Below are 13,997 nucleotides of genomic sequence, written 5' to 3' on the forward strand. Positions count from 1 at the left end.
ACCTGAGCGGCGTGTCAGCGCCGGGAGCCGGAGTTGGCCCGGCCTCGGGGGCAACGGGCGGGGACAGGCGTGCCGGGTGCAGGCTGTTGTCGTCGGCTGCCGGAACTCCGGAGTTCTCCGGCGACGCGCCGCTCAGGTCGCCGGAACTCCGGTGCATGGATGCCGGGGTGGCGGGATCGCAGGAGTTACGGCGCCCGGGAGCGCGGGGCTGGGCGGGGCTCGGGGCGGTTTCGCGGTCGGGACTAGATGTGGTGGGTGTGCGGGCATAGCTTGCGTGCACAGCTGTATGCCGAGTTCTGCGCGACAAAAGGGGACCGCGTGACCGCCGACACACTCGAGACCGCACCTGTTCCGCCCGAGGCGACGCCGCCCGATTCCGCCGCACCTCCGGCGTCGGCGCCGCCACCGGCGACCCCGCGCCGCCGACGGCGCGGCGGGCTGAGCATCCAATCGAAGCTGCTGCTGATGCTGCTCGGGGTGAGCATCTTCTCGGTGCTGGTGACGGGCGTGATCGGCTACGTGAACGCGACCGACTCGCTCAAGGAGGCGGCGCTCAAGCAGCTGACGAGCGTGCGGGAGACGCGGGCGGCGGAGATCGAGCGGGTGTTCGCGAACGTGCGGTCGGCTGTGACGCTCGGCTCGAGCAACCAGAGCGCGATCGATGCGTCGAACGCGTTCAACGCGGCGTTCGCCCAGCTCGGGACGGCGACGCTGCCGCCGGCACGGACGCAGGCGCTCGACGCCTTCTACGCGGACACGTTCGTCCCGGCGCTCGACAAGCGCAGCGAGAACACGTATTCGGCCGACGGGTTCACGCCGGAGGGTGCGGGCGCGTACCTGCAGTCGTACTACACGGCGCCGTACAAGCTCGACTACGACAAGGCGATCACGCAGGCGGACGCCGGGGACGGCAGCGCCTGGTCGGCGGCGAACGCGCAGTACAACCACTACTTCAGCGACCTGGTCACCAATCTGAACTTCGACGACGCGCTGCTGCTGAACACGCAGGGCGACGTCGTCTACTCGGCGTACAAGGGCACCGACCTGGGCACGAACGTCCTCACCGGTCCGTACAAGAACTCGCTGCTCTCGACGGCGTACCAGAAGGTGCTCACCACGAACACGCTCGACGCCACCGTCACGACCGACTTCGAGCGCTACCTGCCATCGCTCGGCGTGCCGACGATCTGGGTGGTTTCGCCGGTCGGGCAGGACGGCAAGCTCACCGGCGTGCTCGCGTTCCAGATCAACATCGACACGATCAACAACGTGATGACCGGCAACGAGGGCTGGGCGAAGCAGGGGCTCGGGAAGACCGGCGAGGTCTACATCGCCGGGCCGGACAAGACGATGCGGTCGGCGTCGCGGCTGCTCATCCAGGATCCGAAGGCGTACGAGGAGCAGGCGATCGCCGCAGGAACGCCGCCCGCGGTCGCGAAGCGGATCGTCGACGTCAAGGGGACGGTGCTGCTGCAACCGGTGAACACGATCGCGGTGAACAACGCGCTGAAGGGGAAGACCGGGACCTCGATCGGAGCGAGCTACGTCGGCCGGGAGAACCTCGCGGCGTACGCTCCGCTCGACATCCAGGGCCTCAACTGGGTGATCGTCGCGCGCGAGGACACGTCGGAGGCGTTCGCCCCGGCCGCCGACTTCACCCGCAACCTCGTGCTGTCGACCGCGGCGCTCGTGCTCGTGGTCTGCCTGCTCTCGCTGCTGCTCGCGCAGGTGTTCCTGCGCCCGCTCCGCCGCCTCCTCGACGCCGTGAAACGCGTGGCGGCGGGGGAGGTCGGGGTGCAGGTCGACACGAAGTCGCGTGACGAGATCGCCGACCTCGGCACGGCGTTCAACGACATGTCGCGCAGCCTCCAGGTGAAGGCCGATCTGCTCGAGGCGGAGCAGGAGGAGCACGAACGCCTGCTGCTCACGCTGATGCCCGAGGGGGTCGCGAAGCGGTACCGGCAGGGCGACGAGACGATCGCGGAGGACCACCAGGACGTCACGGTGCTTTTCGCCGACATCGGCGGGTTCGACGAGTACGCCCGCGGCAAGGACTCCGCCGAGTCGCTCGCGCTGCTCAACAGCATCGTGCGCAGCTTCGACGAGGCGGCCGACAAGTACGGGGTCGAGCGCGTGCGCACCACCCGCCAGGAGGGGTACCTGGCCTCGTGCGGGCTGACCGTCCCGCGGGTCGACAACGCCCGGCGGATGGTGGAGTTCGCGATCGCCATGCAGGGCATCCTGGACCGGTACGGCGCTCAGAACGGCATCGAGCTCAAGCTGCGCGCCGGCATCGACAGCGGCACGGTGACGAGCGGCCTCGTGGGCCGGACGAGCGTCGTCTACGACATGTGGGGCGACGCCGTGAACCTCGCGCACCGCGTGCAGGACGTCTCCAGCAGTCCGGGCATCTACCTGACGCAGCGGGTGGTCGACTCCCTCCCGGACTCGGTCGGCTACTCCGACTCGGGGGTGCTGGAGACGCAGGGCGGCAGGGTGCGCGTCTGGCGCATCGACGCGGAGGCGGCCCGTGTCTGACATCACCGGCCAGCCGTGGTTCTGGCCCGCGCTGATCATCGTGATCGGCCTGCCCATCGTGCTGCTGGTGCTCACGGAGCTGATCGCGTGGATGACGCGGCGCGGCAACCCGGCGGCGAAGATCGTGCGCCTGGTGCGCAACTACGTGCTGCCCCTCGGCGCGCTGCTGATCCTCCTGAGCCAGGTGGACCTCGGCTCCCGCGACGTGACGACGACGAAGGTGGTCGCGACGGTCTTCGGGTTCCTGCTCATCCTGGTGCTGCTCAACGGGCTGAACGTCGCCCTGTTCGCGACGGCGGACCGCGGTTCGTGGCGGGCGCGCGTCCCGTCGATCTTCGTGGACATCGTGCGGCTGCTGCTGATCGTGGTGTGCCTGGCGGTGCTGTTCGCGTGGGTCTGGGGCGCCGACGTCGGCGGCCTGTTCACAGCGCTCGGGGTGAGCTCGATCGTCATCGGCCTCGCGCTGCAGAACGCGGTCGGGCCGATCGTCTCCGGCCTGTTCCTGCTGTTCGAGCAGCCGTTCCGGCTCGGCGACTGGCTCGACACGGGCAGCGTGCGCGGCCGCGTGATCGAGGTGAACTGGCGGGCGGTGCACATCGACACCGGCAACGGCATCCAGATCGTCCCGAACGGCTCCCTCGCCGACGCGTCGTTCACGAACCTGTCGAAGGCGCCAGGTCCGTTCCTGCTCTCCTCCACGCTGACCTTCACGACGGACGACGCGCCGCAGGACGTGGTGCGGCTGTTGCGGACGGTCGCGGCCGAGCTGCCGATGCTGGCCAGGGACGCGTCGCCCGCCGCCTACCCGGTCGGCGCCGCGAAGTACCAGATCGACATCCCGGTGGACAGCCCGTCGCAGAGCGACCAGACGCTCGCGCTGTTCCTCACCTGGCTCTGGTACGCCGCGCGCCGGGCCGACCTGCACCTCGACGGCGACCTGACCGACGACTACCGCACGCCCGAGCGGCTGCGGGAGTTGCTGACCCGGGTCGCGGGGAGCCTGCACATCGGGGAGGACGAGGTCGAGGAGTTCGCGTCGCGCGCGACGCTCGAGCGCTACGGGGCGGGGGAGACCCTCCAGCGGGCCGGCAGCATCCCGGACTCCACCGGCGTGATCGCGGTCGGGGAGGCGCGGCTCGACGCGGTGACGGAGGACGGCTCGCTGCTGCCGCTCGGCCAGCTCGGCGTCAACGACTTCGTCGGCCTGACCGCCCTGACCGGGGAGAAGCTCTTCACGTCCGTGGTCGCCCTCACCGACGTCACCCTGGTCACCGTGCCGGTGCCCGTGCTGGAGGAGCTCGTGCGGCGCCGTCCGCTCCTGGCGCGGGAGATCGGGCAGACCATCGACAACCGCAAGGCGATGGCCGAGCGGGCCGGCGGGGACGTCTCCGGGTCGCGCGGACTGCGCCGCTGAACCATCCCGAGGGTGCCATCGCGGCGCACTCGCTTTAAGTGTTAGCCTGGCCTAACACTTGAGTTCGGGAGGGCGTACATGGCGGTCACGACGACGGAGCGAGCCACCGGTTCGCGCGCCCGGCTGCTGTTCCTCCTGGGCCCGGCGTTCGTCGCCGCCATCGCCTACGTCGACCCGGGCAACGTCGCCGCCAACCTGACGGCCGGCGCCCAGTACGGCTACCTGCTCGTCTGGGTGCTCGTCGCCGCGAACGCGATCGCGGTGTTCGTGCAGTACCAGTCGGCGAAGCTCGGCATCGTGACCGGGAGGAGCCTCCCGGAGCTGCTGGGCGCACGCCTCGGCACCGGATCCCGGCGCGCGTACTGGGTGCAGGCGGAGCTCGTCGCCGCCGCGACGGACATCGCCGAGGTGATCGGCGGCGCGATCGCGCTCAACCTGCTGTTCGGGCTGCCGCTGCCGATCGGGGGCCTCATCGTCGGGGTCGCGTCGATCGGCATCCTGAGCATCCAGTCGCGGAGGGGGCAGCGGCCGTTCGAGGTCGTGGTGATCGCCCTGCTCGGCGTCATCGCGGTGGGCTTCCTCGCCGGGATGTTCGTCAGCCCGGTCGACTGGGGTGCGGCGGCCGGGGGGCTCGTGCCGCGGTTCGACGGTGCTCCCACCGTGCTGCTCGCGGCGAGCATGCTCGGGGCGACCGTGATGCCCCACGCGATCTACCTGCACTCGGCGCTCGCCCGCGACCGCCACGGCGTCTCGGCCGACGCGGGGCGGGTGCGCACCCTGCTGCGCGCCACCCGGCTGGATGTGGTGCTCGCGCTCATCGTCGCCGGCGCCGTCAACATCGCGATGCTGCTTGTGGCCGCGGCCTCGCTGCGCGGCGTCGATGGGACGGACTCCATCGAGGGCGCGCACGCCGCGATCTCCTCGGCGCTCGGACCGGTCGTCGGCGTCGTCTTCGCGATCGGCCTGCTCGCATCGGGCCTCGCCTCCACGTCGGTGGGCAGCTACGCGGGCGCCACGATCATGGGCGGGCTGTTGAAGGTGCGCGTGCCGCTGCTGGCCCGGCGGGTCGTGACGCTCATCCCGGCCGTGGTCATCCTCGCCGCCGGAGTCGACCCGACCTGGGCGCTCGTGCTCTCGCAGGTGTTCCTGAGCCTCGGGATCCCGTTCGCCATGATCCCGCTGCTGCGGCTGACCGGGTCGCGCGAGGTCATGGGCGACCGGGCGGATCCGCTGTGGGTGCGGCTGGCCGGGGGCGTGGTGGCGGCGCTGGTCGTGGTGCTCAACCTCGCGCTGGTGGTGCTGACCGTGACCGGGGCGTGAGGTCGGGGCGGGGCGGGGCGAGCGGAGGAGTCTTCGCGCGGCGCGCCGCGGCGGAGCGGGTAACGGAGGAGGGGCGGGGCGATCGGGGGAGGGATGTCCTCCGGTAGCGGCGCCCGTGGTGGTGCGGCCAGGGGAGGAGATCCGGGGGCGGATCGGGGCTGATGTCCTCCGTTACCTGCGCCGGGACGGCGGGTCGGGCCGGATGTCCTCCGTTACCCGCGCGGGATGCCCTGCGGTGCGGTGCGGCGGGTCAGGCGGTGACGACCCAGACGGCGGCGGCGGCGGTTGCGCCGAGCACGATCGTCGCGTCGGCGGTGCGCACGGTGACGTCGCCCGCGAACTCGCGGTGCTCGTCCACGGTCAAGGCGGTGTCGAGGCCGATGCGGAGTTCGCCGAGGTAGCGCAGGATGGCCGGGTCGGCGTCCGAGATGCGGGCGACCACGACCTCCACACCGGTCGGCGCCGACAGCAACGGGACGGCGTCGGGCCGGCGGGGCTGGCCGTCGGCGGTGGGGATGGGGTCGCCGTGCGGGTCGCGGGCGGGGAAGCCGAGGCGGCGGTCGATGCGCTCGACGAGGTCGTCCGAGACGGCGTGCTCCAGGACCTCGGCCTCGTCGTGGACCTCGTCCCAACCGTAGCCGAGCTCCTCCACCAGGAAGGTCTCGATGAGCCGGTGGCGGCGCACCATGGCGACCGCGTGCCGCCGCCCCTCCTCGGTCAGCTCGATGCCGCCGTAGGGCTCGTGGGCCAGCAGGCCCTGCTCGGTCAGGCGGCGGATGCCGTCGGAGACCGTCGCCGCGCGCACGCCCATCCGCTCGGAGAGCTGCTTCACGGTGACGGGATCGCCCTCCCATTCGGTGGCGGACCAGATGAACTTCAGGTAGTCCTGGGCCACGGGCGAGAGGTCGGACACGGGCATGCACGAGAGTCTACGGGCTGTAACAGGATCGATCCGCGGTGCCCGCGCTGTTACCGTTGGTCCCGTGAAGTACGCAGAGACCATCACAGACCTGGTCGGCGACACCCCGCTCGTGAAGCTCAACCGGCTGACCGAGGGGATCGCGGCGACGGTGCTCGTCAAGCTCGAGTACCTGAACCCCGGAGGATCCTCCAAGGACCGCATCGCGAGCCGCATCATCGATGCTGCGGAACGGGACGGCCACTTGAAGCCCGGCGGCACCATCGTGGAGCCGACGAGCGGCAACACCGGCGTGGGGCTGGCGCTCATCGCCCAGCAGCGCGGCTACCGGTGCGTGTTCGTGCTGCCCGACAAGGTGGGCGAGGACAAGCGCAACGTCCTCACCGCCTACGGGGCGGAGATCGTGGTGACGCCGACGTCGGTGCCGCCCGAGCATCCCGACTCCTACTACTCGGTCTCGGACCGCCTGACGGCCGAGATCCCGGGCGCGTTCAAGCCCAACCAGTACGCGAACCCGAACGGGCCGCGCAGCCACTACGAGACCACCGGCCCGGAGATCTGGCGCGACACCGAGGGCAAGGTGACGCACTTCGTCGCCGGCGTCGGCACGGGCGGCACCATCTCGGGCACCGGCCGCTACCTCAAGGAGGTGTCGGAGGGCGCGGTGCGCATCATCGGCGCCGACCCGGAGGGCTCCGTCTACTCGGGCGGCACCGGTCGTCCGTACCTGGTGGAGGGCGTGGGCGAGGACTTCTGGCCGAGCGCGTACGACCCCACGGTGGTGGACGAGGTCATCCCGGTCACCGACGCCGAGTCGTTCCACATGACCCGTCGCCTGGCGCGCGAGGAGGGCATCCTCGTCGGCGGCTCCAGCGGCATGGCCGTCGTCGCCGCCCTGCGCGCGGCGAAGAGCCTCACCGCCGACGACGTCGTGGTGGTCATCCTCCCCGACGGCGGCCGCGGCTACCTGGCCAAGATCTTCAACGACAAGTGGATGCAGTCCTACGGCTTCAGCGAGGTGCCGGACGAGTCCACGGTCCAGGATGTCATCAAGACCAAGCGGGGCGACCTCCCGGACCTGGTGCACACGCACCCGGCCGAGACCGTGCGGGACGCCATCCAGATCATGAACAAGTACGGGGTCTCGCAGCTGCCGGTGCTGACCGCCGAGCCGCCCGTCGTGATGGGCGAGGTCGCCGGTGCGCTCGACGAGACGTCCCTCGTGGACGCCGTGTTCAGCGGACGCGCCGCGATGAGCGACCCGGTCGCCAAGCACATCGGCGACGCGCTGCCGCTGATCGGCGTCAACGAGCCGGTGACGGCGGCGCGCGCCGCCCTGGGCACGGCCAACGCCCTGCTCGTCACCGAGGACGGCAAGCCGCTCGCGGTGCTGACCCGGCAGGACCTGCTCAACTACCTCAGCGACTGAGTCGTGCGGGATGCCCACGCATCCCGCACCTCCGCGCCCGCGCATCCCCGCGGCCTTCCCACCGAACGACACGAACGACACGAAAGACACCGCCATGACCGCCGAGCACGACACGAACCAGGGCTTCGCCACCCGCGCCATCCACGTGGGCCAGGAGTTCGACCCGACGACCGGCGCGATCATCCCGCCGATCTACCAGACCTCCACCTTCGTGCAGGACGGCATCGGCGGCCTGCGCAACGGCTACGAGTACGGCCGCGGCGGCAACCCGACGCGCACGTCGCTCGAGACGCTGCTCGCTTCGCTCGAGGGCGGGGTGAGCGCCCTGTCGTTCGCCTCGGGCCTCGCCGCGGAGGATGCGCTGCTGCGCGCCGTGCTCGTCCCGGGCGACCACGTCGTGCTCGGCAACGACGTCTACGGCGGGACGCACCGCCTGATCAACCGCATCCACCGGGCCTGGGGCATCGGCAACACCACCGTCGACCTCACGGACCTCGACGCCGTGCGCGCGGCGCTGACGACCGAGCGCACCCGCGTCCTCTGGATCGAGACGCCCAGCAACCCGCTGATGAAGATCAGCGACCTGGCCGCCCTCGTCGAGCTGGGGCACACGGCCGGCGCGCTCGTCGTCGTGGACAACACGTTCGCGTCGCCGGCGCTGCAGCAGCCGCTCTCGTTCGGGGCGGACGTGGTCGTGCACTCGACCACGAAGTACCTCGGCGGCCACTCCGACGTCATCGGCGGCGCCCTCGTGTTCGCGGACGAGGAGCTGGCGGAGAAGGTGCAGTTCATCCAGTTCGCCGCCGGCGCGGTCTCGGCCCCGATGGATGCGTGGCTCACGGTCCGCGGCATCAAGACGCTCGCCGTGCGCATGGACCGCCACACCGCGAACGCGCAGGCGATCGCCGAGGCCCTCGTCGGGCACGCCGGGGTCGACGCGGTCTACTACCCCGGCCTCCCGAGCCACCCCGGGCACGAGCTGGCCGCGCGCCAGATGAGCGGGTTCGGCGGCATGATCTCGGTCGCGCTGAGCGGGGGCGCCGCGGCGGCCCGGGCGTTCGCCGAGTCGACGCAGGTCTTCCAGCTCGCCGAGTCGCTCGGGGGCGTGGAGTCGCTCATCGGCTACCCGTCGGAGATGACGCACGCGTCGGTCCGCGGCACCGAGCTGGAGGTGCCGGACAACATCGTGCGCCTCTCCGTCGGCATCGAGGACGTCGCCGACCTGCTCGCGGACATCGACCAGGCCCTGTCCCGCTGACCTCACGCCGCGGACCCCTCCGCACATTTGGACCGAATGTCGCGAATCGCGAGCGCATTCGCGACATTCGGTCCAAATGTGAGGGCGGACGGCGGCGCTCACCACCAGAGGCGCGCGCGTTCGGCCGCCGTGCGTGCGGCCTCCAGCCGGTCCAGGCGCTGACGGAGCGCGGTGGCGCGCTCCGCTCGGGAGCCCGCTCGCCGGTCGCGCCGCGCGAGCAGGGCGTTCAGCGCGCGGCGCGGCCCTCCGGGGAGGACGGCGGCGCGACGCGGGAGGTGGAGCTCTTTCGTGGTCATGCCGCCACCTTCGCCGACCGGCGACCGGTCGCGCGCTCCGATTGACGATCATCGTCAATCGACGCGCCCGCGCGGGGGAAACCTTGCGAGGATGACGGCATGAGCGTCTCCATCGATGTCAGCCGGGTGCGTGCCGAGGGCTACCGGTTCGCGCCGTCTCCGCTCGCCGAGCTGGGGTCCGCGGTGCACCTGCTGGTCGAACCCGCGCACCATCCGGCGCAGAACGGCTGGGTGTCGTCGGTCGCGGCGTCCGTCGAGCCGCAGCTCCTCGAGCGGCTGATCGACGCCGACTTCCTGTGGCGGACCTCCCGCGCCGACATGCTGCTGCCCGCCGAGCCGGGCGCGACCCTGGGCGACGAACTGGACGCGGTGGATGCGCTGAGCGACGAGACCTGGGTGTCGGCGGCGCTCCTCACGAGCAGCTGCGGCACCGTGCCCCTGCACCGGGAGCTCGGCTCGCCCCTGGTCGACCCGGCGGCGCGGGACCTCGCCCGCGAGCGCGCGCTCGCCCGAGGGCCACGCCAGATCGGCTTCGTCGACTACGTGCTCGACAACCCTCCCCGCGCCCGGGCGACGATCCGGCGGCTGCTGGAGGACTGCGAGGCGGCGTTCTTCGCGGAGGCGTGGGCGCAGCTCGTCCCGCGGCTGACCGCCGACGCGCGGCTCAAGCACGACGTGCTCGCGACCTCCGGCCTGCGGCGACTGGTCGACACGGTCTCGCCCGCCGTCACCGTGGACGACGACGGCACCCGCATCGTCGTGGACAAGCTGCAGGACAACGCGACGACCGCCGACGAGGCGGGGGTCACCTTCCTGCCCAGCGTGCTCGGCCACCCTCACCTGCTGGTCGTGCACGCTCCGGGATGGCGGCCGGTCATCCAGTACCCGGTCTCGGGCAGCGCGGTGGCCGGCGGCGCCGCGCCCGGGCCGGCGACGACGGTGGAGGTGATCGAGGAGCGGCTGCACGCCCTCGACAACCCGGTGCGGCTCCGCCTGGCGCGGAGCCTCATCCGCGGGCCGCACACCACCGCCGACCTGGCGGAGGCCTGGAGTCTGAGCGCGCCGGAGGTCTCCCGGCACCTGGCGATCCTCAAGCAGGCCGGCTTCGTGACGACCAGCCGGCGCGGACGCTACGTGGTCTACGTGTTCGACGTGGTCGCCGCGGCCCGGCTCGGCCGCGACATGGTGGAGGCGCTGCTGCGGTGAGGGTCAGGTCGTCAGAGCCGACGCCTCCCGCGCCACGTCGAGCCGCGTGCCCAGCACGGACAGCCGTGCCTTCTTCAGGTTCTCGCGGGCGATCCAGCGGGCATCCGCGTCGGCCGCGGTGGCGAGGCGTTCGAGCAGCGGGACGCCGTCGTCCGGGGCGGCCACCGCGACGACGCTGACCGCGTAGCCGAGCGCCTGACGGAGGACGCGGACGTCGGGGTCGCGGCGCTGCTCCGCCGGTACGGCGAGCAGGAGGTCGATCGCGTCGCCGACGACGGCGCACGCCTCGGCGCCGTGCGGAGCCTGCTTCAGGAGGCGGGGCTCGGCGACGGCCGCGACGGCGGCGCGGACGGGGAGGGCCCGGGTGGCGGGCGCTCCGTCTCCGCCGAGCCACCGCCGCACCTCGCGGAGGCCCTCCGTCCAGTCGTGGTCCAGGACGCGCTGCATCCCGGTCGCCGCCATCTCGCGCACCCGCCAGCGCTCGTCGCCGGCGGCCGTGGTCAGCAGCGGCACCGCCCCGAGCGCACCGGCGGCCAGCGCCGCGCAGGCCGCGACGTACTCGCGATGCGGTTCGGGGAGGTCGACGGCGAGGCGTGGGGGATGGGCCAGCCAGCCGTCGAGGAGGGCGAGCGCCGCGTCCCGGTCGGCGACGGGCGTCGCGCCGGCGGTGTCGGCCAGCCGGGCGGCGAGCTCGAGGTCGGCGCGCGGCCCGGGGAGCCTGCTGTTCTCCCCGAGCGCACGCTCCAGCCCGGCCGGATCCCCGGCGAGGGCGGTGGCCCAGAGGGCGGCGAGGGCGGAGGCGTCGGGAGCCGTCATGCGGCCGAGTCTAGGGGGCTGCGCGGGCCGCGTCAGGGGCCGTTCCGGCGGCGCTGGTCTCACGGCCGATTCATGGCCGACGGGGATTGCCCGCCCGGCGGGTCCGCGCGCATAGTGGTGGCGTGAGGACGGTCGGGGTGGAGGAGGAGCTCCTGCTCGTCGACGCGCGCGGGGTCGCGGCGCCGGTGGCACCTCTCGCCCTCGCGGACGCCCCTCCCGTCGCCGACGGCCCCGAGGTGAGCGCCGAGATCCAGCAGGAGATGCTGGAGACGCAGACGCGACCGCACACCTCCATGGCCGCGCTGCTCGCGGACATCGTCGCCGGCCGCGAACTCGCCGATCGGCTCGCGCTGCGGCACGGGGCGCGGGCGGTGGCGCTCGCGATGTCGCCGCGACGGCTGCGCCCGCACGCCACGCCCGATCCGCGCTACGACCGGATGATGGAGCGGTACGGCCTGACGGCGCGCGGCACCCTGGTCTGCGGCTGCCACGTCCACGTCGCCATCGCCTCCCGAGAGGAGGGCGTCGCGGTGCTCGACCGCATCCGCACCTGGCTGCCCGTGCTGCTCGCGCTGACGGCGAACTCGCCCTTCGCCGGCGGGGTCGACACCGGCCACGCCAGTTACCGCTTCGTCGTCTGGCACCAGTGGCAGAGCGCCGGTCCGACCGACGTGTTCGGCTCGGTGGAGGCGTACGACCGGTTCGAGCGGCTCCTGGTCGACACCGGCGTCATCCTCGACAAGGGGATGCTGTACCTCGACGCCCGGCTCTCGCACAAGCAGCCCACCATCGAGATCCGGGTCGCCGACGTCTGCCTGGACGCCCGCGACACGGTCGTCCTGGCCGCCCTGGTGCGCGCGCTGGTCGAGACGGCCGCGCAGCAGTGGCGCGCCGGCATCCCGCCGCTCCCACTGCCGTCGGCGGCGCTGCGGCTCGCCGAGTGGCAGGCGGCGCTCACCGGCGCGACCGGGCTGCTGCCGCATCCCGAGTCCGGGCTCGCGGGCACCGCCGCGGACGCGGTCACCGCGCTGCTCGCCTACACGGCGCCCGACCTGGAGCGGGCCGGCGACCTCGCGCTGGTGCAGCGCGGGCTGGCGCGCATCCTGCGCACCGGGGGAGGGGCCGGCCGGCAGCGCGCGGCGTTCGCCCGGCGCGGCCGGATGCGCGATGTGGTGGACGCGGCGATCGCGGCCACGCACGAGCAGTCGGAGGACGACGACGGCGACGACGCCGATGTCGCGTGACAGCACGGCGAGCGGCGGCGCGACAGTCCCTTCCGTGCCGCCGCGAAGACGCCTATCCTGCCGAACATGACGGACAAGCAGCTCGCGCACCAGCACGCCGTCTACACCTACGGCTCCCTCCCGCTCACCCTGATGTACAGCCCCACCTCCACGGCGGCGTGGGAGGTGTACTACGGCGGCGACTATCTGGGGCTCGTCGAGGAGCAGCATCCCGCGGGCGAGGTCTGGCCGACCTTCGTCGCCCGGCTCCCCGGCGAGGAGGAGTCCGGCGAGGGCATCCCCTCGGTGGACTGGCGCGCGGCCGTCGACGTGCTCGCGGCGCAGGCCGGGCTCTGACGCGGACGCACCGCGCGGCCCTCAGCCCGGGGCCGTCGCCGGCTCAGAAGGCGAACTGCGCCCACTCTTCGCGCGGCAGCTCGACGCGCTGCCCCCGCGACTCCACGATCCAGTCGTGCGGTGTGCCCGCCAGATAGGTGCAGAGCAGCGTCTCGCTGCTCCACCCGTCCGCCCGATGCACCCACCGGACCAGATGGATGTCCTGCCCTGCCTTCGGCGCATTCCCGATCGGCGTCTCATAGGTCGTCACGCGGCACCCCTCCCCGAACGTGCAGCTTGCTTGGCTCGACCCTAGCGGGGTACACGGCCGGGGGACAAGGGGTGACGGGTGAACGTTCGTCGGTGGAGCGGGGAGGGCGTGACGGGGCCGATCAGCCGGCCAGCGACGACAGCAGCCCCTCGACGCGGGAGCGGATGTCGTCGCGGATGCGGCGGACCGCGTCGGCGTCCTGCCCGGCGGGGTCGTCCAACTCCCAGTCCTCGTAGCGCTTGCCGGGGAAGACCGGGCACGCGTCGCCGCAGCCCATCGTCACGACCACGTCGGACGAGCGCACCTGCTCGGTCTCGAGGATCGACGGCACCTCCTGCGCGATGTCGATGCCCTCCTCCGCCATGACGGCGACGGCGACGGGGTTCAGCCGATCGGCCGGTTCGGAGCCGCCCGAGAGCACGCGCACCCGGTCGCCGGCGAGATGGCGCACGAAGCCGGCGGCCATCTGGGAGCGGCCCGCGTTGTGCACGCAGACGAAGAGCACGGTCGGGATATCGGAGGTCACGGAGTTGCAGAATACTCGCGTTTCAGCCGCTCTTGGGGGACACTGGCGGTGGGTCGTCCTTGTGGCCCGTGCAGAAGAGAAGGCAGAGAACGATGGCAATTGGCACCGTCAAGTGGTTCAACTCGGAGAAGGGGTTCGGGTTCATCGCCCCGGACGACGGTTCGCCCGACGTGTTCGCCCACTTCAGTGAGATCTCCGGAGATGGCTACCGCAACCTCACGGAGAACCAGCGCGTCGAGTACGAGGTGACGCAGGGCCCCAAGGGCCTGCAGGCGTCGAACATCCGACCCGCCTGACGCCTCACCCCGAGAGGCCCGCCACCGCGCTCACGGCCGAGCGCGGCGACGAGCGCCGTCGCGCCCAGACGACATTCGTGCCGAATGTCGGGAAACGCGTCGGCAAAGGCGACATTCGTGCCGAATGTCGCGCGCTCCGGGGCATAGGA

The 13,997-nt window shown here is 72.2% G+C and carries 14 protein-coding genes; 9 read left to right on the forward strand and 5 right to left on the reverse strand.

The features are described 5' to 3' along the window. Positions 1–318 precede the first annotated feature (318 nt). The 3 genes from BGO91_RS12080 to BGO91_RS12090 all read left to right on the forward strand — a co-directional run bounded on the left by BGO91_RS12080 (position 319) and on the right by BGO91_RS12090 (position 5,272). Positions 319–2,538 (forward strand): adenylate/guanylate cyclase domain-containing protein, encoded by a 2,220-nt coding sequence (locus BGO91_RS12080; protein ID WP_290472996.1) that lies wholly within the window; start codon positions 319–321, stop codon positions 2,536–2,538. Next, positions 2,531–3,952: a mechanosensitive ion channel domain-containing protein gene (locus BGO91_RS12085; RefSeq protein ID WP_290472997.1), complete on the forward strand. Its 1,422-nt coding sequence runs from the start codon at positions 2,531–2,533 to the stop codon at positions 3,950–3,952. The genes BGO91_RS12080 and BGO91_RS12085 overlap by 8 nt, the downstream gene beginning before the upstream one ends. A gap of 78 nt (positions 3,953–4,030) precedes the next feature. Then, positions 4,031–5,272 carry an Nramp family divalent metal transporter gene (locus BGO91_RS12090; protein ID WP_290472998.1) on the forward strand — a complete coding sequence of 414 codons (1,242 nt, stop codon included), beginning with the start codon at positions 4,031–4,033 and terminating at the stop codon, positions 5,270–5,272. A gap of 250 nt (positions 5,273–5,522) precedes the next feature. Here BGO91_RS12090 and BGO91_RS12095 read toward each other — a convergent pair whose 3' ends face one another. Continuing rightward, entirely contained in the window at positions 5,523–6,191 is a 669-nt protein-coding gene (locus BGO91_RS12095; RefSeq protein WP_290472999.1) for a metal-dependent transcriptional regulator, read from the reverse strand. A gap of 64 nt (positions 6,192–6,255) precedes the next feature. On the opposite strand from BGO91_RS12095, the gene BGO91_RS12100 reads away from it, so the two are divergent. Together BGO91_RS12100 and BGO91_RS12105 are read left to right on the forward strand one after the other, a co-directional pair. Continuing rightward, positions 6,256–7,620 carry a cystathionine beta-synthase gene (locus tag BGO91_RS12100; RefSeq protein ID WP_290473000.1) on the forward strand — a complete coding sequence of 455 codons (1,365 nt, stop codon included), beginning with the start codon at positions 6,256–6,258 and terminating at the stop codon, positions 7,618–7,620. Positions 7,621–7,714: 94 nt separating this feature from the next. Continuing rightward, entirely contained in the window at positions 7,715–8,878 is a 1,164-nt protein-coding gene (locus BGO91_RS12105; RefSeq protein ID WP_290473001.1) for a cystathionine gamma-synthase, read from the forward strand. Positions 8,879–8,976: 98 nt separating this feature from the next. On the opposite strand, the gene BGO91_RS12110 is transcribed toward BGO91_RS12105, so the two are convergent. Then, positions 8,977–9,174, reverse strand: a complete 198-nt coding sequence (locus BGO91_RS12110; protein WP_290473002.1) for a hypothetical protein — start codon at positions 9,172–9,174, stop codon at positions 8,977–8,979. Positions 9,175–9,273: 99 nt separating this feature from the next. Between BGO91_RS12110 and BGO91_RS12115 the strand changes: the two genes are divergently transcribed. After that, positions 9,274–10,380 (forward strand): DUF5937 family protein, encoded by a 1,107-nt coding sequence (locus BGO91_RS12115; protein WP_290473003.1) that lies wholly within the window; start codon positions 9,274–9,276, stop codon positions 10,378–10,380. Between the two features lie 3 nt (positions 10,381–10,383). On the opposite strand, the gene BGO91_RS12120 is transcribed toward BGO91_RS12115, so the two are convergent. Beyond that, positions 10,384–11,196, reverse strand: a complete 813-nt coding sequence (locus BGO91_RS12120; RefSeq protein ID WP_290473004.1) for a hypothetical protein — start codon at positions 11,194–11,196, stop codon at positions 10,384–10,386. A gap of 122 nt (positions 11,197–11,318) precedes the next feature. On the opposite strand from BGO91_RS12120, the gene BGO91_RS12125 reads away from it, so the two are divergent. Beyond that, positions 11,319–12,440, forward strand: a complete 1,122-nt coding sequence (locus BGO91_RS12125; protein ID WP_290473005.1) for a glutamate--cysteine ligase — start codon at positions 11,319–11,321, stop codon at positions 12,438–12,440. 66 nt (positions 12,441–12,506) lie between these two features. Then, on the forward strand, positions 12,507–12,776 hold the full coding sequence (locus BGO91_RS12130; protein WP_290473006.1) for a hypothetical protein: 270 nt from the start codon (positions 12,507–12,509) through the stop codon (positions 12,774–12,776). Positions 12,777–12,819: 43 nt separating this feature from the next. Here BGO91_RS12130 and BGO91_RS12135 read toward each other — a convergent pair whose 3' ends face one another. Then, a complete protein-coding gene (locus BGO91_RS12135) occupies positions 12,820–13,026 on the reverse strand; it encodes a hypothetical protein (protein ID WP_021764467.1) in 207 nt (68 codons plus the stop codon). A gap of 121 nt (positions 13,027–13,147) precedes the next feature. Continuing rightward, the gene (locus BGO91_RS12140; protein WP_290473007.1) at positions 13,148–13,552 is read right to left on the reverse strand and encodes an arsenate reductase ArsC; all 405 of its coding nucleotides are present in this window, start codon (positions 13,550–13,552) and stop codon (positions 13,148–13,150) included. Positions 13,553–13,644: 92 nt separating this feature from the next. Here BGO91_RS12140 and BGO91_RS12145 point away from each other — a divergent pair, with 92 nt between their 5' ends. After that, a complete protein-coding gene (locus tag BGO91_RS12145; RefSeq protein ID WP_179700025.1) occupies positions 13,645–13,848 on the forward strand; it encodes a cold-shock protein in 204 nt (67 codons plus the stop codon). Positions 13,849–13,997: the final 149 nt, after the last annotated feature.

The sequence above is a fragment of the Leifsonia sp. 71-9 genome (assembly GCF_001898805.1).
GTDB lineage: Bacteria > Actinomycetota > Actinomycetes > Actinomycetales > Microbacteriaceae > Leifsonia.